This is a genomic window from Pseudomonas sp. BF-RE-22 (genome assembly GCF_019956155.1).
GTDB classification, from domain to species: Bacteria; Pseudomonadota; Gammaproteobacteria; order Pseudomonadales; family Pseudomonadaceae; genus Aquipseudomonas; species Aquipseudomonas migulae.
On sequence record NZ_JAHBDD010000055.1, the window covers coordinates 58,338 to 78,533 of the forward strand.

Sequence of the window (20,196 nt, forward strand, 5' to 3'; positions counted from 1 at the left end):
CAGGTGCAATCGGGTCGATAGGGCGATGGGCGTTTGAGCTCGTCGGCCTCTTTGGGTTCCCGGGCGGGCGAGAATCTGCGGTTGCTAAAAACCGTCGATCCCCGCCGCACGTAATGTGTCGCTCAAGGCCAGGACCTGCGGGTCGCGGAAAAATGCGCTCAATTGCGCCGCGCGTCCCGGGCCGATGCCGGCTTCGGCCTGCCATTGTTCGGTGTTTCGTTGTGCCAGTTCCTGCCAGGAGTCGGCGAGGTTTGCCTGGCCGGTCGGTGGTAAACCCAGGGCTTTGAGCCAGCGAGCAAAAGGGCGTTGGCGGGCACTGTTGAAACTGTTTAGAAGACGAGTACTGCTGCGCTCGCCGAAGCCGTTAATGTTAGCAAGCTCTTGAGCATCGAGGGTCAACCAATCCAGCAGGCCGTTCAGGTGGCCTGTTTCGAAAAGTGTCTCCCATGTTCCCGGGCCGACATGAGGCATGGCCAACCCTTGCTTGCCGCTGAGCCAGGTCAGTCGCGCGAGAAACTGGCCTTCACAGCCCGGCGTCGGTTGCCAGCAGCTCAAATGATGAAAGTCGGCTGCCAGCGGCGCGTCCAAGGCTGGGCGTTCGGCGGCGCGTAGTACGACGCCGTCGAGCCGGGGAATGGTCAGCCCCGCGAGGCTGATGGACACCTGATCACCGGGGCGGATGTCCAGCTCCTCCCAGCGCCGCAGTGAGCTGACGCTGACACGCTTGATCTGCCGGTCATCGAGCGTCACCGGTTTCAAGTCCAGCACGGGGGTGATCCGTCCGGTGCGACCGACCTTGAAGTCGACTTTGCGTACTTCGGCCAGCGCCTGGGCAAAGGGGTATTTCCAGGCGACCGCCCAGTACGGTGTTTTTGCCTGCCAGCGCTCGGCCGAAGGCCGTTGGCTCTGGCGCAGGACCACACCGTCACTGGCAAAGGGCAGGGGCGAGCGGTACCAGTAATTGCGCCAGTGTTCGGCATCGGCAAACGTCTGCGCCGGCTGACTGTAAGGCGCGATGCTCGGCAAGCCCAGCTCATCCAGAGCGGCGATGCGAGCAGGCAAACCGGCCGGGCCTTGTGGCCAGTCCCAGATAAACAGGCCGATGCCGGTCGCCTGCTCAGGGCTGAGTTCCTTGCGCGCCATCAAACCGGCCACGGTGGCGCGGGCATTGAGGCTTCCTGCCTTGACTTGTACATGGTCGACCAGTCGCCAATAGAGTTCACCTTGCACCAGCAGGTCCAGCGGGCGCGACAGTTGCCGGGGGATGGCGGGGATCAGTCGCGCCGAGGCCGTCCAGTCTTGCCCGTTTATTCCGTCGCCGCGACTGATTGCCTGGTGCAGTACGCCCTTGCGGTAGATCAGCGTCACCGCCACACCATCGACTTTGGGTTGTACCCAGAGGTCCTTGCGATCGCGCATCCAGGTTTCGGCTGCACGACCATCTCGCACTTTTTCCAGGCCCGTGTGGGCAATGGGGTGGGCAATTTTGCCGCCAGCTGTGCGTAATGGTTCGGGCGTCAGGCCCAAGTCAAAGCAACTGCGCCATTCGGTGAGGCGAGCGAGGGCTTGATCGTAAAGTTCGTCGGCGACCAACGAGCGGCCATGGCGGTGATAACTGTCATCCCAGGTGTCGATCTGTTTTTGCAGGGTGGTGATTTCGTCCAGAGCCCTGACGGGCGGCCAGTCGGGACAGTCGGCTGCGGTTGTAGTGAGGCAAAAAAAGCTCAGAGAAAAAACAGAAAACAGGCGCAGAAGCATCGTGAGCGTCCTTGCTCAAGGGGAGTTCTTGAAGGCTAGTCAGTATTTGCTGGCAGGAAGTGTGGGTGTTTTGCCTGGTGTTTCCGGGCGGCCGGAGGTTCCAAACGCAAGACAACAAAAAGCCCCGCACGGCGAACCGTGCAGGGCTTTTGGTACCGCCGGGGAGGTCTTACAGGCCGGCAGCCGAACGCAGGTCGTCGGCGCGGTCGGTTTTTTCCCAGGTGAACGTGGTGAAGGTGTCTTCGCCCACGGTCTTGGTCGCCGGGGTACGACCGAAGTGGCCGTACGCTGCGGTTTCCTGGTACATCGGGTGCAGCAGGTCAAGCATGGTGGTGATTGCGTATGGACGCAGGTCGAACACTTCGCGAACCAGTTTGACGATTTTGTCGTCGCTGATTTTGCCGGTGCCGAAGGTGTTCAACGAGATCGAAGTCGGCTGGGCAACACCGATCGCGTAGGAAACCTGAATCTCGCAGCGCTCGGCCAGGCCGGCAGCGACGATGTTCTTCGCCACGTAACGACCGGCGTAGGCCGCCGAACGGTCAACCTTCGATGGATCTTTACCGGAGAACGCGCCGCCGCCGTGACGGGCCATGCCGCCGTAGCTGTCGACGATGATCTTGCGACCGGTCAGACCGCAGTCACCCACTGGGCCGCCAATGATGAACTGGCCAGTCGGGTTGATGTGGAACTGGGTGTCTTTGGTCAGCAGTTCGGCAGGCAACACGTGCTTGACGATCAGCTCCATCACGCCTTCGCGCAGGTCTTTGTACGACACTTCAGGGTTGTGCTGGGTCGACAGTACAACGGCGTCGATACCGACAACCTTGCCGCCTTCGTAACGGCAAGTCACTTGCGACTTGGCGTCCGGGCGCAGCCAAGGCAGCAGGCCGGATTTACGGGCTTCGGCCTGGCGCTGAACCAGCTGGTGCGAGAAGGTGATAGGTGCTGGCATCAGCACGTCGGTTTCGTTGCTGGCGTAGCCGAACATCAGGCCCTGGTCGCCGGCGCCCTGATCTTCAGGCTTGGCACGGTCAACACCCTGGTTGATGTCAGGGGACTGCTTGCCGATGATGTTCATCACACCGCAAGTGGCGCCGTCGAAGCCGACATCGGAGCTGTTGTAGCCGATGTCCAGAATGACGTTACGCACGATTTCTTCCAGGTCGACCCAGGCCGACGTGGTGACTTCACCTGCGATGATTGCCACGCCGGTTTTTACCAGCGTTTCGCACGCCACACGGGCGAACTTGTCTTCAGCAATGATGGCGTCCAGCACCGCATCGGAAATCTGGTCGGCGATTTTGTCCGGATGCCCTTCGGACACGGACTCGGAGGTGAAGAGGGAGTATTCGCTCATCTCGATTTTTTCCTGAATTTACCGATGGTGAGTGTCGCCAGTCGGTCGCTGAAAATGGCGGACCTGAATCTGGAAACCATTACGTAAGCCTACATAGAGGCTTTCCCCGGGAACGAGTCCCGCAGCGGTGGCCCAACGGGCCAGATCGTCCTGTTCAAACCCCAACCAGAGATCACCGCAGGCCTCCCTGGCCCAACTCTGGTTGTGGCTACATAACTCTGTCACGAGCAGGCTACCGCCCGGTTGCAGCAATTTGGCCATGTGCTTGAGCGCATCGGCCGGCGCGGCAAAGTGGTGCAGCACCATGTTCAGTACAACGCAATCGGCCTTGAGGCTTACGCCATTCAATGCATCGGCCAGTTGCAGGCTGACGTTAGCCAGCGTTTCACGTTCGCAGACCTGCCGCGCCAATTCGAGCATCGCCTGGCTGTTGTCCAGCGCGGTGACGTGAGTGAAGCGGCGCGCCAGTTCCGGCAGAAAAGCACCGTCGCCAGGGCCGACTTCGATGGCCGTGGCGCCTTCGCTGAAGCTCAGTTTATCGAGCAAGGCCACCACGCTTTCGCGGTACTGCGGCAGGCCGGCAATCAGGTCTTGCTGGGCGCGAAACTTCTCCGCGACCCGTGAGAAAAAGTCTTGGCTGGCCGCTGCACGTTGCCCGTGGACCTGACCGATCCGCGACTGCACATCGGCAGGCAGGGTCAGGTTGTCCACTTCTTCGAGCAGCGCGGCGTGCAACTTGCCGCCGAGCAGGTCGGTGTGGGGCAGGGCGCGACGGTAGAAAATCGCGTTGCCTTCACGGCGCGTCGCCACCAGATCGGCCTGGGCCAGTACCTTGAGGTGATGACTCATGCCCGACTGGCCAATACCGAAGATCTGCGCCAGCTCGAGTACGCCAAACGAGTCGTTGGCCAGCGCGCGCAATACATTCAGCCGCAGAGGATCGCCACCGGCCTTGCACAGGGCCGCCAGCTCATCGCACTCGTCATGTTGAATGGAAGGCACGCGTAAATTCATAGGGCCAGCAGTCTAGTGACGGTCAGAAAGTACCGCAAGAGCAATATCAAAAAGTTTTGATATTGCTCGATGGGTGGCACTTCTGATGACTTGTTCCACTCTACAAACGAATAGCAGAAAGGTTTCACCAGCCGAAACCGTCTTTATCCATTGGAAAAACGCCTTCAGATGACTATCTGTCATTGCCGCGAGGCATGCCTGTGAGGGAAAATGCTCGCCTTTTTTCCGTTTCGTTTTATTCAAACCCTAGGAGATCAGCGATGCCCAGCCGTCGTGAGCGTGCCAACGCCATTCGTGCCCTCAGCATGGATGCCGTGCAAAAAGCCAACAGCGGCCATCCCGGTGCCCCGATGGGTATGGCGGATATCGCCGAAGTACTTTGGCGTGACTACCTGAAGCACAACCCGAGCAATCCATCGTTCGCCGACCGTGACCGCTTCGTGCTGTCCAACGGCCACGGCTCGATGCTGATCTACTCGCTGCTGCACCTGACCGGCTACGACTTGTCGATCGATGACCTGAAGCAATTCCGTCAACTGCACAGCCGCACCCCGGGTCACCCGGAACTCGGCTACACCCCGGGCGTTGAAACCACCACCGGTCCACTGGGCCAGGGTCTGGCCAACGCCGTGGGTTTTGCCCTGGCTGAAAAAGTCCTGGCGGCGCAGTTCAACCGTCCAGGCCACAACATCGTTGACCACCACACCTACGTGTTCCTGGGTGATGGCTGCATGATGGAAGGCATTTCCCACGAAGTCGGCTCGCTCGCCGGTACTTTGGGCCTGGGCAAACTGATCGCCTTCTACGATGACAACGGCATCTCCATCGACGGCGAAGTCGAAGGCTGGTTCACCGATGACACGCCGAAGCGTTTCGAAGCCTACAACTGGCAGGTGATCCGCAACGTCGACGGTCATGATCCTGAAGAGATCAAAATCGCCATCGAGACCGCTCGCAAAAGCGCGCAGCCGACCCTGATCTGCTGCAAGACCACCATCGGTTTCGGTTCGCCGAACAAGCAAGGTAAAGAAGACTGCCACGGCGCCCCATTGGGTGACGCGGAAATCGCACTGACCCGTACTGCTTTGAAGTGGAACCACGGTCCGTTCGAAATCCCGGCCGACATCTACGCCGAGTGGGACGCCAAGGAAGCCGGCCGCGCTGCCGAAGCCGAGTGGGACCAGCGTTTCGCTGCCTACTCCGCCGCTTTCCCGACCGAAGCGAACGAACTGATTCGTCGTCTGAGCGGTGATCTGCCGGCCGACTTCACCGAGAAAGCCGATGCTTATATCGCTGAAGTCGCTGCCAAAGGCGAAACCATCGCCAGCCGTAAAGCCAGCCAGAACGCTCTCAACGCGTTCGGCCCGCTGCTGCCTGAGTTCCTCGGCGGCTCCGCTGACCTGGCCGGTTCCAACCTGACCCTGTGGAAAGGCTGCAAAGGCGTCACGGCTGAAGACGCCAGCGGCAACTACATGTACTACGGCGTACGCGAGTTCGGCATGACCGCCATCATGAATGGCGTTGCCTTGCACGGCGGCCTGGTGCCTTACGGCGCGACCTTCCTGATGTTCATGGAATACGCCCGCAACGCTGTGCGCATGTCGGCCTTGATGAAGCAGCGCGTGATCCACGTCTACACCCACGACTCCATCGGTCTGGGCGAAGACGGCCCGACTCACCAGCCTATCGAGCAACTGGCCAGCCTGCGCTGCACGCCAAACCTCGACACCTGGCGTCCAGCCGACGCCGTGGAATCGGCGGTGAGCTGGAAATGCGCACTGGAGCGCAAGGACGGTCCTTCGGCCTTGATCTTCTCGCGTCAGAACCTGCAGCACCAAACCCGCAACGCGATTCAGATCGAAGAGATCTCCCGTGGCGGTTACGTGTTGAAGGACTGTGCAGGCGAGCCTGATCTGATCCTGATCGCCACCGGTTCCGAAGTCGGCCTGGCGGTTCAGGCTTATGACAAGCTGACCGAGCAGGGTCGTAAAGTACGCGTCGTTTCGATGCCGTGCACCAGCGTGTTCGATGCCCAGGACGCCGACTACAAGCAATCGGTCCTGCCGTTGCAGGTCAGCGCCCGTATCGCCATCGAAGCCTCTCACGCGGACTACTGGTACAAGTACGTGGGCCTGGAAGGTCGCGTCATCGGCATGACCACCTACGGCGAGTCGGCGCCTGCGCCAGCCTTGTTCGAAGAGTTCGGCTTCACCCTGGAAAACATCCTGGGTCAGGCTGAAGAGCTGCTGGAAGACTGATCCAGAAGTTGCGTTATCGGGGCTGACGCCTTCGCGGGCAAGCCTCGCTCCTACAAGGGATAGCGTTGTTGGCAGAATTGGGGTCATCCCGATCCTCAACAATCGCAAACCTGTAGGAGCGAGGCTTGCCCGCGAAGACGGCAGGCCTGGCGACTACATTCCCAAGCGTCATCGAGAACCCCCATGCCTCAACCGCGTCCCTACAAAGTTGCACTCAACGGCTACGGCCGGATTGGTCGTTGCGTCTTGCGTGCGTTGTTTGAGCGAGGCTCGGCGGCCGGGTTTGAAATTGTCGCGATCAACGATCTGGCGGACATGGCCAGCATCGAATACCTGACACGCTTCGACTCCACGCACGGGCGTTTTCCCGGCGAGGTGAAGGTCGACGGCGATTGTCTGCATATTAATGGCGACTGCGTGAAGGTCCTGCGCAGTGCCACCCCCGAAGGCATCGATTGGGCGTCCCTGGGCGTCGATCTGGTGCTGGAGTGCTCCGGCGCTTACCACACCCGTGAAGATGGCCAGCGTTTCCTCGACGCCGGCGCGCCACGCGTGCTGTTTTCCCAGCCGATGGCCAGCGAGGCGGATGTCGACGCCACCATCGTCTACGGCGTGAACCAGGATTGCCTGACCGGCGACGAGTTGCTGGTGTCCAACGCATCCTGCACCACCAACTGCGGCGTACCGCTGTTGCGCCTGCTGGATCAGGCCATCGGCCTGGAATACGTGTCGATCACCACCATCCACTCGGCGATGAACGATCAGCCGGTGATCGACGCCTATCACCACGAAGACCTGCGCCGTACGCGTTCGGCGTTTCAGTCTGTGATTCCGGTGTCCACTGGTCTGGCGCGTGGCATCGAACGCCTGTTGCCGGAACTTGCCGGGCGAATTCAGGCCAAAGCCGTGCGGGTGCCGACGGTGAACGTGTCCTGCCTCGACATTACGATGCAGACCGTGAGCGATACCGACGCCACCGAGGTCAACCGGATTCTGCGCGAGGCTGCCACCAGCGGCCCGCTCAAAGGCCTGCTGGCCTACACCGAGCTGCCCCACGCAAGTTGTGATTTCAACCATGACCCACATTCGGCGATCGTCGATGCCAGTCAGACCCGAGTTTCCGGCCCACGGCTGGTGAACATCCTGGCCTGGTTCGACAACGAATGGGGTTTTGCCAACCGAATGCTGGACGTTGCAGAACACTATCTGCAAACAGCAACTTCAAAAAAACCGTAGGAAGTGCGACCCATGACCGTGTTGAAGATGTCCGACCTCGATCTGCAAGGTAAGCGCGTATTGATCCGCGAAGACCTCAACGTCCCAGTCAAGGACGGTGTTGTCACCAGCGATGCGCGAATCCTGGCCTCGCTGCCGACCATCAAGCTGGCCCTGGAAAAAGGCGCGGCCGTGATGGTCTGCTCGCACCTTGGCCGTCCGACTGAAGGCGAGTTCTCGGCCGAGAACAGCCTCAAGCCTGTCGCTGACTACCTGAGCAAGGCCCTGGGCCGCGAAGTGCCGCTGGTTGCCGATTACCTGGGCGGCGTTGACGTCAAGGCCGGCGACATCGTGCTGTTCGAAAACGTGCGCTTCAACAAGGGCGAGAAAAAGAACGCTGACGAACTGGCCCAGCAATACGCCGCCCTGTGCGACGTGTTCGTGATGGACGCCTTCGGCACCGCTCACCGCGCCGAGGGTTCGACCCACGGCGTGGCCAAGTTCGCCAAAGTCGCGGCCGCGGGCCCGTTGCTGGCCGCTGAACTGGACGCACTGGGTAAAGCCCTGGGCGCTCCGGCTCAACCAATGGCAGCCATCGTTGCCGGCTCCAAGGTCTCGACCAAACTCGACGTGCTGAACAGCCTGAGCCAGATCTGCAACCAGCTGATCGTCGGCGGCGGCATTGCCAACACCTTCCTGGCCGCAGCCGGTCACCCGGTCGGCAAGTCCCTGTACGAACCGGACCTGCTGGACACCGCTCGCGCCATCGCCGCCAAAGTCAGCGTGCCGCTGCCAGTCGACGTGGTGGTCGCCAAGGAATTTGCTGAAAGCGCCGCTGCGACCGTCAAGCTGATCGCCGATGTGGCGGCAGACGACATGATCCTGGACATCGGCCCACAGACAGCGGCGAATTTCGCCGAGCTGCTGAAGTCGTCCAAGACCATTCTTTGGAACGGCCCGGTTGGCGTGTTCGAATTCGACCAGTTCGGTAACGGCACCAAAGTCTTGGCCCAGGCCATCGCTGAAAGCTCGGCGTTCTCCATCGCGGGCGGCGGCGACACCCTGGCGGCCATTGATAAATATGGCGTAGCGGATCAGATCTCCTACATTTCTACCGGCGGCGGCGCATTCCTCGAATTCGTCGAAGGCAAAGTGTTGCCGGCCGTAGAAGTCCTGGAAAGTCGGGCCAAGGCCTGAGGTCGCTGATTTGACCAGGCAAAGGAGTGTTCAGATGGTCAAGACGCTAGCGCTGTTGATCGTCGCCGGTTCACTGGCGGCTTGCGGGAGTAACCCGAAGGCCGCACCGGAACCTGCGCCGCAATCGGTACAAAAAAGCTGCTACCAGGCTGACTGGCAAGCGGAAACCAACCCGGTGCTCAACAAGCGTTCCGGGCCTGATGGCCTGGACAAATACGAAACACAGACCCCCGCCAAGGAACATGGTTGTCCTTGACGGGTCTGACTCCTTACTCAGGGCTGGCAGCGTGCGCCGTCAGTCGAGGAACACGGATGAAAGGTTTTATCGCCATTACGGCGCTGGTGCTGCTGGCAGGTTGCTCGAATTTTGACCTGTTCAAGCCGGCCCAATCGACGGACAGCTGGGCCACCTGGACCTGCGACAGCCAGGCCAAAGTGGTCTGGCGCTACACTGACGACAGCCACAAGGCCGTCGATGTGCGCCTCGGCGGGGCCGATCAGGTCTATCGCCTGAAGCTTGAGCCGGGCGCCGAAGGTTCGCTGTACAGCAACGACATGCTGGCGTTTCACATAAAAGGTGAGGAAGGCCTGGTTTACTGGGTCGCCACCAACGATTTGATCGGCCGCGGTTGTAAAGCCGAGTAATTGAAGGCTTGTGCCAAGCCTGTAGGAGCGAAGCTTGCTCGCGAAGAGGGCGCCACATTCAACGCATGTGGTGTCAGTTAAACCGCTTTCGCGAGCAAGCTTCGCTCCTACAGGGTTTCTGCGTAATACCGAATGAGCGGACTGGATTAACCCCCGATCTGCAATAACTTGAATAGCCGCCGCCGCTCCGGCAGGCTGGCACGATTAACGACCCAAACCGGGAGAGACACACACAATGGCACTTATCAGCATGCGCCAGATGCTGGACCACGCAGCCGAGTTCGGCTACGGCGTTCCAGCCTTCAACGTCAACAACCTTGAGCAGATGCGCGCCATCATGGAAGCCGCTGACAAGACTGACTCCCCGGTGATCGTCCAGGCGTCGGCCGGTGCTCGCAAATACGCCGGCGCACCGTTCCTGCGTCACCTGATCCTGGCAGCCATCGAAGAATTCCCGCACATCCCGGTGTGCATGCACCAGGACCACGGCACCAGCCCTGACGTCTGCCAGCGCTCCATCCAGCTGGGCTTCAGCTCGGTGATGATGGACGGCTCCCTCGGTGAAGACGGCAAGACGCCGACCGACTACGACTACAACGTTCGTGTTACCCAACAAACCGTCGCCATGGCTCACGCCTGCGGCGTTTCGGTAGAAGGCGAGCTGGGCTGCCTGGGTTCGCTGGAAACCGGCATGGCCGGTGAAGAAGACGGCATCGGCGCTGAAGGCGTTCTGGATCACAGCCAGATGCTGACCGACCCGGAAGAAGCTGCCGACTTCGTCAAACGCACTCAAGTTGACGCCCTGGCCATCGCCATCGGCACCAGCCACGGCGCGTACAAGTTCACCAAGCCGCCTACCGGCGACGTACTGGCCATCGACCGCATCAAAGAAATCCACAAGCGCATCCCGAACACCCACCTGGTAATGCACGGTTCGTCTTCGGTTCCGCAAGAGTGGCTGGCGATCATCAACCAGTACGGCGGCGACATCAAAGAAACCTACGGCGTACCGGTTGAAGAAATCGTCGAAGGCATCAAGCACGGCGTGCGCAAGGTCAACATCGACACCGACCTGCGCCTGGCATCCACCGGTGCGATGCGTCGCCTGATGGCCACCAACCCGAGCGAATTCGATCCGCGTAAGTTCTTCGGCGCGACTGTCACTGCAATGCGTGATGTGTGTATCGCTCGCTACGAAGCCTTCGGTACTGCCGGCAACGCTTCGAAGATCAAAGCGATTTCGCTGGAAGGCATGTATCAGCGTTATCTGAAAGGTGAGTTGAACGCCAAGGTTAACTAAGCCTTCAGCGTTTGAATTGCACAAAAAACCCGCCGAGAGGCGGGTTTTTTTATGGGCGATGACTCTTGGTTGAATGCGGTCATTGTAGGAGTGAGCCTGCTCGCTCCCACAGGTTCTGCCGTGATTCACATCACTTATCGTGATCAATATCCAGTTTGCTAAATGTCACCTTACCGCCTTCACTGGTGTACCCGGTGTTGTCCTGCACATACACCCCGGCCTTGAAGTACAGGGGTTTGACCCGCCACGTGGAGCTGATGTTGGTGTCCCACTGATAACCCGCGGCACTGATGCCCAGCGCACCACCAGGGCTGAGGTGGATGAGGTAGGAGAACTCCTGATCCAGCTTCACGCCAGTGGCGATGGTGATTACCCGGCCTACGTCGTCATCGGGGTGCATGCGCACTTTGGCGACGATGTTGCCGGTCTTGGTGGTGGTCTTGTACTGATACTCGACCTTCACCATGGGTTTCTGGCTTTCGTAGGCGTGGATCTGGCCGATGACGATTTTGCCGGAGCTCGGCACCTGGTTCACCGCCAGGGTGGCGCGCAGGGAGTTGTCGGCGTCCGGGTAGTACCAGTTTTTCAGGGTGCCGTTGCTGTAGGTTTCCCGTAGTTCGGTGCGCGGATATTTTGCGTTTTCGGTTTTTGTGCCGGTTACCGGGGCCCAGAAAAACAGGGTGCCGGTGTCGGAGTGGAAGTATTGATCCTTGAACCCATTCACCAGTTTGGCCGTTTCAACGGTGTACGGCGGGTTACCGACGGGAACGCTGAGGTTCCAGGATGCGAGATCGATCATAGGCAAAGCTTCCACGAATTTTTGCGGCACGGACGTACCAGAAGCTCTAGCACGCGCCTTTGGGGGCGGTCTTTATAAGCGTAGAAGGCTATTTTGTTAACGTCTGTCTGACAAATGGATGACGTCAAAATCCTGTTAAAAGGCCATCTTTCCCGGTTTTAGCGGGCTGTAGAGGCGACCGTTAGTCGGGCAATGAACCCTTTAGTTAAATGATGGCGTACTGATATCTTCTGCTTTCGCGAATCCCGGTCTAGAGTGAAGACGTAATATTTGTCCGGTTTTCACGAGAAACCGGCCTGACGCCCCGACATAGAGAAGCAGCATGGAATGCGCGCAACCCACGCCAGCCGAAGGCAGCTCAACCCTTTTAATCGTCGATGATTACCCTGAAAACCTGATCAGCATGCGCGCGTTGCTGCAGCGCCAGGACTGGCAGGTCATTACTGCTGCGTCCGGTTTCGAAGCCCTCGGCCTTTTGCTCGAACACGATATCGACCTGGTGCTGCTGGATGTGCAGATGCCGGGCATGGATGGCTTTGAAGTGGCGCGCCTGATGCGCGGCAGTCAGCGCACCCGTCTCACGCCGATCATTTTCCTCACCGCCAACGAACAGTCCCAGGATGCCGTGATCAAGGGCTACGCCAGTGGTGCGGTGGATTACCTGTTCAAACCGTTCGACCCGCAGATTCTCAAGCCCAAAGTCCAGGCGCTGCTGGAGCATCAGCGCAATCGCCGGGCGTTGCAGCGCCTGAGCCACGATCTGGAGGTCGCACGCGCCTTCAACGCCTCGGTGCTGGATAACGCCGCGGAAGGCATCCTGGTGGTCGGCGAGGACGGTTTGATCCGCTTTGCCAACCCGGCGATGTCGCGACTGCTCAACGCCACGGTGCAAGACCTGCAAGGCAAAGAGTTTCTGGATTACCTGCAAAAGCCACATATTCCGGTCTGGGCCGATTCAGAACTGCTGGCCGGTTACAAACGCGGCGAAACCCTGCGCCTGCACGATGCGCTATTGCGTACAGCGCCGGGCCAGCAGGTGCCTGTCGCACTTTCATGCGCGCCATTGCCAACCGAGCAACACGCGATGGTGGTGACGGTGCTCGACATGTCGGTGGTGCGTCATCTGCATCAGCAGCTGGAATTCCAGGCGGTGACCGACCCGTTGACCGGCCTGCTCAATCGCCGTGGTTTCTATCAGACCGTGGAAAACCTGCTGCTGCGCGGTGAGCGTAACGACAGCGCCTGGGTGTTGCTGTACCTCGACCTCGACGGTTTCAAACGGGTCAACGATTCCCTTGGTCACGATGCCGGTGACCGCGTGTTGCGCTGGGTGTCCGAACAGCTGAAGGCTTGCTTGCGACCCTTCGACATTCTGGCGCGCATGGGCGGCGATGAATTCACGGCGCTGCTCGATCTGGAGTTCCCCGAGCAAGCGGCCAAGATTGCCGAGAAGCTGATTGAGCGGGTGTCGATCTGTCAGCAGATCGATGGGCTGGATATCGCCCTCGGCGCCAGCATCGGCATCGCCACGTATCCGGATTGCGGGGCCAATCTCGATGGTTTGCTGCGAGCGTCCGACATCGCCATGTACGAAGCCAAGCGTGCCGGGCGTCAGCAATATCGCTTCTACGACCATGACATGAACGGTCGGGCGCGCTCACGGTTGATGCTCGAAGAAAGTGTGCGCACCGCCATCGAAAACCGCGATTTCAATCTGGTGTATCAACCGCAGGTGGCCATTGCCGGAGGGCAGATTCGCGGGTTCGAAGCCCTGCTGCGCTGGCAGCATCCGAGCGTCGGCGACGTGCCGCCGGGGCTGTTTTTGCCGTTGCTGGAAGAGGCGCGGTTGATCAGTCGCCTGGGCAGCTGGATTTATCATCGTGGCGCCGGGCAACGCAAAGCCTGGGAAACCTTGTTTGCCGAAGACTTGGTGCTGGGCGTCAGCTTGAGCAGTACACAGTTCGGCATGCCCAACCTGGTCACCGAGTTGCGTCAGGTGCTGGAGCGCCATGGCTTGCAGGCGCGGCATCTGGAGGTCGAGGTCACGGAAGAGGCCTTGATGCACAACCCCGATGAAACCCGCAAACAACTGCGCCTGCTGCGCAATCTGGGGGTGCGGGTGGCGCTGGATGATTTTGGCTCCGGGCCGTGCTCGTTGTCGCATCTGCGGGACCTGGAACTGGACACGCTCAAGCTTGACCGGCATGTGATCGCCCGGTTGCCGGACTCCTCGCGGGATGCGGCGTTGGTGCGCAATGTGATCGACCTGTGCAAGCAGTACGGGATGCTGGTGATCGCCGAAGGCGTGGAAACCATCGCGCAATATGAATGGCTGCAAGCCAATGGTTGCGAGTACGTGCAAGGTTTTCTGGTGGCGCGGCCGATGATGGCCGAGGACGTCGGCGACTTTGTGCGGCCGTTCGACTGGAGCACGTTGGTCGACTGAATTCGCTACACTGGCGGCCTTTCAGTAATTGATGTTGCCTATCCCGATGACCGCGTTGAAATACCTTCAGGCCTATCCCGTAGAGTTGCAGGACCAGGTGCGCTGGCTGATCACCGAAGGTCGGCTGGGCGATTACCTGGACAAGCGCTACCCGCAAAAGCACGACGTGCAGAGTGACAAGGCGCTGTATGCCTATGCCCTGGACCTCAAGCAGGAATACCTGCGTAACGCCCCGGCCATCGACAAAGTGTTGTTCGACAACCGTCTGGACCTGACCCACCGCGCCCTCGGCCTGCACACCACGATCTCGCGGGTGCAGGGCGGCAAACTCAAGGCCAAGAAAGAAATTCGCGTGGCCTCGCTATTCAAGGAAGCGCCTTGCGAGTTTCTGAAGATGATCGTGGTGCATGAGCTGGCGCACTTCAAGGAATCGGATCACAACAAGGCGTTCTACAAGCTGTGCGAACACATGTTGCCGGGGTATCACCAGGTCGAATTCGATTTGCGGGTGTACCTGACGTGGCGGGAAATGCAGTAGCCAAGGAGTGTGTGGATGGACGTGAGCAAGACCAAGAGCAGTTTCTATCGCCGTTTATACGTGGCGTACCTGATCGACAGTGGGCTGGCCAGCAGCGTCCCGGCATTGACCGACGTGACCGGCATGCCCCGGCGCACGGCGCAGGACACCATTGCGGCGTTGGCGGATCTGGATATCGTTTGCGAGTTCGAGCAGGAAGAGGGCGCGCGCAATCATGCGGGGCGCTATCGGATTCGCGAGTGGGGAGCGATTGATCGGGGATGGATCGAGCGGAATCTGCGGCAGATTAAAGCGGTGTTGGAATATCCCTAGCTCCTGCGGTGTTTGATCTGGCGCCTTCGCGGGCAAGCCTCGCTCCTACAAGGGCAGAGCAAATCCTGTAGGAGCGAGGCTTGCCCGCGAAGAGGCCCTCAAGAACGACGCATCCCGATATGCGGAATACCATCTTCCACGTATTCCTCACCCGCCACGACAAACCCGTACCGCCCGTAATACCCCTGCAAATGCGCCTGCGCCGACAGATAAACCGGCACATCAGGCCAACGCTTCGCAGCCTGCTTCAACGCCAGGGCGATCAGCTCATGACCCAACCCTTTGCCGCGCGCCTGCGGGGCGGTAAGCACCCGGCCGATCACCACATCGCCGCCCTGTAATTCCGGGTCGAGCAAGCGCAGGTACGCCACCAGCCGATCGCCTTCCCAGGCCATCAAGTGGCAGGTGTCACCCTCCAGATCCTGGCCGTCCACGTCCTGATAGACGCATTTCTGCTCCACAACGAAAACCTCTGAGCGCAACTGCAGAATGGCGTACAGCTGCTCTTTGCCCAGATCACTGTGGTGCTTGCAGATCCAATCGATTGTCATCTTCACATTCCGTCTACCTAGTCGCTCCGATACTAATCGCCTGGGCGAAAGATGTCTTTATGGCAGAGAAATCTGTGACAAAGGCCAAAATGCCATCATTCAATTCGCGCGGCGTTGTCTTCTTTGTGTAATCTGGGCTGAAGCGCTGTGCAGTGGCTTCGATGAGCTAATGTTGGTACCTGGGTTTCGCCGTTACGGGGCCTTGGAGTTTTGGCTGAAAACACGTCGGGCAGCCGCCCGCTAAGGATTTTCGAGCATGCCGCGATTGCATCGAGCTTTGGCCTTGATCGGATTGCTGTTGCTGACTCAGAGCGCGGCAGCGGAAAAGCTGCGACTGGTAGCCGATGCCTGGCCACCCTTTACTGATGCGACGCTGCTCAATGGCGGCCTGGCGACGGACATTGTCAGCACCGCGCTGGCGCGAGCCGGCTATGCCAGTGACTTTGAACAGGTGCCCTGGGCACGTGCCCTGATGGGTGTGGGCGAAGGCCGTTACGATGTGCTGGTGAACGCCTGGTATACCGAGGAGCGCACCAGGCTCGGCCGGTTTTCCGGCGAGTACCTGCTCAACCGCGTGCGCTTTCTCAAGCGCAAGGACGCACCGATCGAATACAACAACCTGCAGCAGCTGCACACCTACCCGATTGCAGTGGTACGCGGTTACGCCTATTCACCGGCGTTCGATGAGGACGCCTCGCTGCAGAAGGTCCCGGTGCACAGCTTCGCCATGGCCGTGCGCATGGTCGCTGCCGATCGGGTCAAGCTGACGCTGGAAGACGAATACGTCGCGCGTTATTACCTGGCCCGGGAGTCCGCCAAGGTGCGCAATGCCGTGGAGTTCCTGCCCAAGCCGTTGAGCGAGAACAGCCTGCACATTCTGGTCAGCCTGAAAAATCCGCACCACGAAGAGATCGTGGCCAGTTTCGACCGTGAGATTGCGGAGATGAAAGCGGATGGCAGTTATGAGCAGTTGATGAAGCAGCACGGGATGTAGTTTTTGCGGGATGGCTGATGACCCCTTCGCGGGCAAGTCGGATCGCCGCACCGCTCGCTCCTACAGGATTCGCGGCGATACTTGTAGGAGCGAGGCTTGCCCGCGAAGAGGCCGGCCCACTCACCACACATCTCAATCCTCGCCGGTGTCCTTGATCAAATGCGCCGCCAACGTCCGTAACGGCCCCAACTGCCGGCAGATCAACGCCAACTGCGTCTGCACCAATCGCTGCCCTTCATCGATCTCATCCGGCATCTGCTCCAGCTCATTGGCCAGCGCCTCTTCCTCATCACTCTGAATCGCAATCGGCAGTTTGCTCGCCAACCCTTGAGCGATTTCATCGATGCTCGCCGCCAGTTTCACGCCGGCCCCTTCGATCAATTGTTCGCGCACGTCCGCCGGCAGTTGGGTTTCACGGTGTGCACCCAGTCCTGACAAATAGCTGAGCAAGGTGTGCGACAACACCAGGAAGCGGAACCCGACATCCGCCTCCTTACGGAAATGCCCCGGCTCCATCAGCATGTTGGCGAGCGTGGTCGAGAGCGCCGCATCGGCGTTGTGTGCGTTGCGCCGGGCCAGGCGATAAGCCAGGTCGTCGCTCTTGCCGGCGGCGTATTGCTGCATGATCTGGCGCAGGTAAATGCTGTTGCAGGTGAGGGTGTTGGCCAACACTTTGTTCAAGCGTCGGCCCTGCCAGTCCGGCAGGAACAGGAACACCGCCAGGCCGGCGATCAGGCTGCCGAGCAAGGTATCGAACAGGCGCGGCAGGAACAGGCCGTAACCGTCGCCGACCTGGTTGAAGCAGAACAGCACCATCAGCGTGATCGCGGCCGTGGCCAGGGTGTAGCGGGTGGTACGGTTGATAAAGAACACCACGCCGGCGGCGATGGCGAAGCACGACTGGATCAGCGGATTCGGGAACAGATCGAACAGCGCCCACGCCACGGTCAGGCCGATGGCGGTGCCGATGATCCGCTGACCGAGCTTGCGGCGGGTCGCGCCGTAGTTCGGTTGGCAGACGAACAGCGTGGTGAGGATGATCCAGTAACCCTGCGACGGGTGAATCAAATGCACCATGCCGTAGCCGATGCTCAATGCCAGGGGCAAACGCAGGGCATGGCGGAACAGCAGCGAGGTCGGCGTCAGCTGCGTGCGCAAGCGAATCCACACATCCTTGAGGCTGCGTGGCGAACGGTCGAGCAGGCTGCTGTCGGTGGCGTCGGCGAGGGCGTCGGGGTTGCTCGCATCGCTGAGCAAGCGGTCGAGGGTGCCGAGGTTGGCGGCCAGGGCGCGCAAGGAGCGCAGCAGTCCGCGCCAGGCCGGGTTGCTCTGGATGCGCAGGTGTTCGAGGGACGCGTGCAGGTCGCTGAGGGCTTCGGCAAAGCTGGCGTCATAGATGAATGGCTGACGCATCTGGATCGATTCCGCCAGCGCTCGGCAAGCCTTGCCCTGTTGGCGCAGCAGGCGCTGACAGCGGAACAGCACGTCGCTGTGGAAAAAGGCGTCGGCCAGCGCGTTGTACGGATAGTGCGAGGAGCTGGCGCGCTCGTGGATGTCCTGAGCGAGGAAGTAGAGCTTCAGGTAACGGCTGACTTTCGAGCCCGGTCGACCGTTGCCGACCCGGTGCAGAATGATTTCCTTGGCAGCGTTCAGGGCTGCCACGACCCGACCGTTCTGCTGGGCCAGTTCCAGTCGGCGCGCTTCCACGTCCATCTGCCGGATCGGCTCGAACAGCGACGATTTCAGCTTCAGGTAAAAGCCCAGTTCGCGGAACAACCGCGCCAGGCTCTGCTGCACCGGCTGGTTGGAAAACATCGCCTGCCACAACACCGAAAGCAAACCGTACCAGGCCGCGCCGGCCACCAGCAGCACCGGCTCGTGCCAGAAGTCGGTCACTGCGCCGCCGCGCTGGTCCACGCCGATCATGGTGTAGACCGACAGAATCAACGTCGCCGAGGCAATCGCGCCATAACGTTCGCCGAGCGCACCGAGCATGGTCAGGCAGAAAGCGGCCAATGCGAAAGCGATGATGAACAGGACGGGGTAGGGGAACAGCAGTTCGACGGACAGGGCCGCGACGATGAAGCAAACCAGCGTCACGGCCAGCGAATTGAGGCGGCCCTGCCAGCTGTCGTCGGTTTCGGCCAGGGCGCTGGCGATGATCCCCAGGAACAACGGGATCAGCAGCCCCATTTCATCCTGATACCAACACAGCGCCATGCTGCCGGTCAGGGCGATGAACACCCGCACGCTGTAACTGAATTTATCCAGCGCCCAGAGGCGACGCAGGGACTGACGAAAAGGGGTCGATGGCATGAAGTGCGAGGGCCTTCCGAGGCAATGACGCTAAATTGAGCCAGTAATGACGCCGACGCAATGGCGCCGATCACATCTGACAGCAAAATCTGTTCCTTAAGTTCTATGTCGTCTGTCGGGACGCCTTCGCGGGCAAGCCTCGCTCCTACAGGTTTTGCGCCACCTGAAAACTGGCATATCACCTGTAGGAGCGAGCGGGCGGCGTTCCGACTTGCCCGCGAAGAACGATAACGCGGTACGTCAGACGAATTGCGCGGCGGCGTACCCGGAGGCCCACGCCCACTGGAAGTTGAAACCGCCCAGATGCCCGGTCACGTCGAGCACTTCGCCGATGAAGTACAGCCCGGGGCTTTTCAGCGATTCCATGGTCTTGGACGAGACTTCGTTGGTGTCGACACCGCCCAAGGTCACTTCGGCGGTGCGGTAGCCTTCGGTCCCGGCCGGCACCACTTTCCAGCTCGCCAGCTTCTCGGCGATGTCGGCAATTTCCGCGTGGGTGTATTGCTTCATCGGTTTGGAGACGAACCAGTTGTCCGCCAGCAGGTTGGCCATCTTCTTGGTGAAAATTTCGCCGAGCAGGGTTTTCAACTCGCTGTTGGGGCGTTCGGCCTGCTGCTGTTGCAGCCAGCTCGGTACATCGTGATCCGGCATCAGGTTGATCTCTACCGGGTCGCCGGATTCCCAGAACGAGGAAATCTGCAAAATCGCCGGACCGCTGAGGCCGCGATGGGTAAACAGGATGTTCTCGCGAAAGCTCTGATCGTTGCAGCTCACCAGGCAATCCACCGACGTACCGGACAGTTCGGTGCAAAGCTCTTTGAGCTGATCAGTGATGGTGAAGGGCACCAGGCCGGCGCGGGTCGGCAGCAGTTCGTGGCCAAACTGCTTCGCGACCTGGTAACCGAAACCGGTGGCGCCGAGCGTCGGGATCGACAGGCCGCCCGTGGCGATCACCAACGATTCACAGGTGATCTGGCCCAGTGTGGTGTCCAGCAGATAGCCGCTTTCCAGCTTCTCGATGGTCTGGATCGACGTGTCCAGGTGCAGGCTGACGCCAACCTGATCGCACTCGTTGAGCAGCATTTCGAGGATGTCGCTGGATTTGTTATCGCAGAACAACTGGCCGAGTTTCTTCTCGTGGTACGGCACGCCGTGCTTGGCGACCATGCCGATGAAATCCCACTGCGTGTAGCGCGCCAGTGCGGATTTGCAGAAGTGTTCGTTCTGCGAGAGAAAATTGCCCGGTTCGGTGTACATGTTGGTGAAATTGCAGCGGCCACCGCCCGACATCAGGATTTTCTTGCCGGCCTTGTTCGCGTGGTCGAGCAACATCACCTTGCGCCCGCGCCCGGCGGCGGTCAGCGCACACATCAACCCTGCGGCGCCAGCGCCAATGATCACGACTTCGGTAGAGCGCAAAACGGTGTCCTCACATAAATCTCGGAGCCAGCCTATATCTGTAGGAGCGAGGCTTGCCCGCGAAGAACGATAAC

17 protein-coding genes are annotated in these 20,196 nt (G+C 60.2%); 10 read left to right on the top strand and 7 right to left on the bottom strand.

Annotated elements, in window-relative coordinates; all coding sequences use genetic code 11:
• Nucleotides 1-84 precede the first annotated feature (84 nt).
• From ligB to KGA82_RS22925, 3 genes are all read right to left on the bottom strand, one after another.
• On the bottom strand, nt 85-1,758 hold the full coding sequence (gene ligB, locus KGA82_RS22915; protein ID WP_223452598.1) for an NAD-dependent DNA ligase LigB: 1,674 nt from the start codon (nt 1,756-1,758) through the stop codon (nt 85-87).
• Nucleotides 1,759-1,927: 169 nt separating this feature from the next.
• A complete protein-coding gene (gene metK / locus KGA82_RS22920; RefSeq protein ID WP_008033298.1) occupies nt 1,928-3,118 on the bottom strand; it encodes a methionine adenosyltransferase in 1,191 nt (396 codons plus the stop codon).
• An 18-nt stretch (nt 3,119-3,136) separates the two neighbouring features.
• The gene (locus tag KGA82_RS22925; RefSeq protein ID WP_008033297.1) at nt 3,137-4,132 is read right to left on the bottom strand and encodes an ArsR/SmtB family transcription factor; all 996 of its coding nucleotides are present in this window, start codon (nt 4,130-4,132) and stop codon (nt 3,137-3,139) included.
• Nucleotides 4,133-4,392: 260 nt separating this feature from the next.
• Between KGA82_RS22925 and tkt the strand changes: the two genes are divergently transcribed.
• The 6 genes from tkt to fba all read left to right on the top strand — a co-directional run bounded on the left by tkt (nt 4,393) and on the right by fba (nt 10,747).
• Nucleotides 4,393-6,390: a transketolase gene (gene tkt, locus KGA82_RS22930; RefSeq protein ID WP_008033295.1), complete on the top strand. Its 1,998-nt coding sequence runs from the start codon at nt 4,393-4,395 to the stop codon at nt 6,388-6,390.
• A 183-nt stretch (nt 6,391-6,573) separates the two neighbouring features.
• The gene (epd, locus tag KGA82_RS22935; protein ID WP_008033294.1) at nt 6,574-7,626 is read left to right on the top strand and encodes an erythrose-4-phosphate dehydrogenase; all 1,053 of its coding nucleotides are present in this window, start codon (nt 6,574-6,576) and stop codon (nt 7,624-7,626) included.
• 12 nt (nt 7,627-7,638) lie between these two features.
• Nucleotides 7,639-8,802: a phosphoglycerate kinase gene (locus KGA82_RS22940; protein ID WP_223414042.1), complete on the top strand. Its 1,164-nt coding sequence runs from the start codon at nt 7,639-7,641 to the stop codon at nt 8,800-8,802.
• A 34-nt stretch (nt 8,803-8,836) separates the two neighbouring features.
• Nucleotides 8,837-9,058 carry a hypothetical protein gene (locus KGA82_RS22945; protein WP_008033291.1) on the top strand — a complete coding sequence of 74 codons (222 nt, stop codon included), beginning with the start codon at nt 8,837-8,839 and terminating at the stop codon, nt 9,056-9,058.
• A 56-nt stretch (nt 9,059-9,114) separates the two neighbouring features.
• Complete coding sequence (locus KGA82_RS22950; protein ID WP_008045002.1) at nt 9,115-9,447, top strand: MliC family protein; 333 nt, start codon at nt 9,115-9,117, stop codon at nt 9,445-9,447.
• 235 nt (nt 9,448-9,682) lie between these two features.
• Nucleotides 9,683-10,747 (top strand): class II fructose-bisphosphate aldolase, encoded by a 1,065-nt coding sequence (gene fba, locus KGA82_RS22955; RefSeq protein WP_007981624.1) that lies wholly within the window; start codon nt 9,683-9,685, stop codon nt 10,745-10,747.
• Nucleotides 10,748-10,877: 130 nt separating this feature from the next.
• On the opposite strand, the gene KGA82_RS22960 is transcribed toward fba, so the two are convergent.
• Nucleotides 10,878-11,546: a polysaccharide lyase family 7 protein gene (locus tag KGA82_RS22960; RefSeq protein WP_223452599.1), complete on the bottom strand. Its 669-nt coding sequence runs from the start codon at nt 11,544-11,546 to the stop codon at nt 10,878-10,880.
• A gap of 322 nt (nt 11,547-11,868) precedes the next feature.
• On the opposite strand from KGA82_RS22960, the gene KGA82_RS22965 reads away from it, so the two are divergent.
• The 3 genes from KGA82_RS22965 to KGA82_RS22975 are packed head-to-tail and all read left to right on the top strand — an operon-like array spanning nt 11,869 to nt 14,842.
• Complete coding sequence (locus KGA82_RS22965; protein WP_192227570.1) at nt 11,869-13,992, top strand: putative bifunctional diguanylate cyclase/phosphodiesterase; 2,124 nt, start codon at nt 11,869-11,871, stop codon at nt 13,990-13,992.
• Between the two features lie 46 nt (nt 13,993-14,038).
• Nucleotides 14,039-14,530 carry a YgjP-like metallopeptidase domain-containing protein gene (locus KGA82_RS22970; RefSeq protein ID WP_032832888.1) on the top strand — a complete coding sequence of 164 codons (492 nt, stop codon included), beginning with the start codon at nt 14,039-14,041 and terminating at the stop codon, nt 14,528-14,530.
• Between the two features lie 15 nt (nt 14,531-14,545).
• Nucleotides 14,546-14,842 (top strand): helix-turn-helix domain-containing protein, encoded by a 297-nt coding sequence (locus KGA82_RS22975; protein ID WP_008033286.1) that lies wholly within the window; start codon nt 14,546-14,548, stop codon nt 14,840-14,842.
• A gap of 98 nt (nt 14,843-14,940) precedes the next feature.
• On the opposite strand, the gene KGA82_RS22980 is transcribed toward KGA82_RS22975, so the two are convergent.
• Entirely contained in the window at nt 14,941-15,393 is a 453-nt protein-coding gene (locus tag KGA82_RS22980) for a GNAT family N-acetyltransferase (protein ID WP_192227571.1), read from the bottom strand.
• 256 nt (nt 15,394-15,649) lie between these two features.
• Between KGA82_RS22980 and KGA82_RS22985 the strand changes: the two genes are divergently transcribed.
• Nucleotides 15,650-16,387 (top strand): substrate-binding periplasmic protein, encoded by a 738-nt coding sequence (locus KGA82_RS22985; protein WP_008033284.1) that lies wholly within the window; start codon nt 15,650-15,652, stop codon nt 16,385-16,387.
• 132 nt (nt 16,388-16,519) lie between these two features.
• Here KGA82_RS22985 and yccS read toward each other — a convergent pair whose 3' ends face one another.
• Nucleotides 16,520-18,703, bottom strand: a complete 2,184-nt coding sequence (yccS, locus tag KGA82_RS22990; protein ID WP_192227573.1) for a YccS family putative transporter — start codon at nt 18,701-18,703, stop codon at nt 16,520-16,522.
• A gap of 240 nt (nt 18,704-18,943) precedes the next feature.
• The gene (locus tag KGA82_RS22995) at nt 18,944-20,122 is read right to left on the bottom strand and encodes an NAD(P)/FAD-dependent oxidoreductase (protein WP_008044773.1); all 1,179 of its coding nucleotides are present in this window, start codon (nt 20,120-20,122) and stop codon (nt 18,944-18,946) included.
• Nucleotides 20,123-20,196: the final 74 nt, after the last annotated feature.

What these genes read in the sequence shown, in the direction of transcription:
- KGA82_RS22980 (WP_192227571.1), bottom strand. Translation starts at nt 15,393, where the DNA reads ATGACAATCGATTGGATCTGCAAGCACCACAGTGATCTGGGCAAAGAG.
- yccS (WP_192227573.1), bottom strand. Translation starts at nt 18,703, where the DNA reads ATGCCATCGACCCCTTTTCGTCAGTCCCTGCGTCGCCTCTGGGCGCTG.
- KGA82_RS22945 (WP_008033291.1), top strand. Translation starts at nt 8,837, where the DNA reads ATGGTCAAGACGCTAGCGCTGTTGATCGTCGCCGGTTCACTGGCGGCT.
- KGA82_RS22965 (WP_192227570.1), top strand. Translation starts at nt 11,869, where the DNA reads ATGGAATGCGCGCAACCCACGCCAGCCGAAGGCAGCTCAACCCTTTTA.
- tkt (WP_008033295.1), top strand. Translation starts at nt 4,393, where the DNA reads ATGCCCAGCCGTCGTGAGCGTGCCAACGCCATTCGTGCCCTCAGCATG.
- ligB (WP_223452598.1), bottom strand. Translation starts at nt 1,758, where the DNA reads ATGCTTCTGCGCCTGTTTTCTGTTTTTTCTCTGAGCTTTTTTTGCCTC.
- KGA82_RS22970 (WP_032832888.1), top strand. Translation starts at nt 14,039, where the DNA reads ATGACCGCGTTGAAATACCTTCAGGCCTATCCCGTAGAGTTGCAGGAC.
- KGA82_RS22925 (WP_008033297.1), bottom strand. Translation starts at nt 4,132, where the DNA reads ATGAATTTACGCGTGCCTTCCATTCAACATGACGAGTGCGATGAGCTG.
- fba (WP_007981624.1), top strand. Translation starts at nt 9,683, where the DNA reads ATGGCACTTATCAGCATGCGCCAGATGCTGGACCACGCAGCCGAGTTC.
- epd (WP_008033294.1), top strand. Translation starts at nt 6,574, where the DNA reads ATGCCTCAACCGCGTCCCTACAAAGTTGCACTCAACGGCTACGGCCGG.
- KGA82_RS22985 (WP_008033284.1), top strand. Translation starts at nt 15,650, where the DNA reads ATGCCGCGATTGCATCGAGCTTTGGCCTTGATCGGATTGCTGTTGCTG.
- KGA82_RS22940 (WP_223414042.1), top strand. Translation starts at nt 7,639, where the DNA reads ATGACCGTGTTGAAGATGTCCGACCTCGATCTGCAAGGTAAGCGCGTA.
- KGA82_RS22960 (WP_223452599.1), bottom strand. Translation starts at nt 11,546, where the DNA reads ATGATCGATCTCGCATCCTGGAACCTCAGCGTTCCCGTCGGTAACCCG.
- metK (WP_008033298.1), bottom strand. Translation starts at nt 3,118, where the DNA reads ATGAGCGAATACTCCCTCTTCACCTCCGAGTCCGTGTCCGAAGGGCAT.
- KGA82_RS22975 (WP_008033286.1), top strand. Translation starts at nt 14,546, where the DNA reads ATGGACGTGAGCAAGACCAAGAGCAGTTTCTATCGCCGTTTATACGTG.
- KGA82_RS22950 (WP_008045002.1), top strand. Translation starts at nt 9,115, where the DNA reads ATGAAAGGTTTTATCGCCATTACGGCGCTGGTGCTGCTGGCAGGTTGC.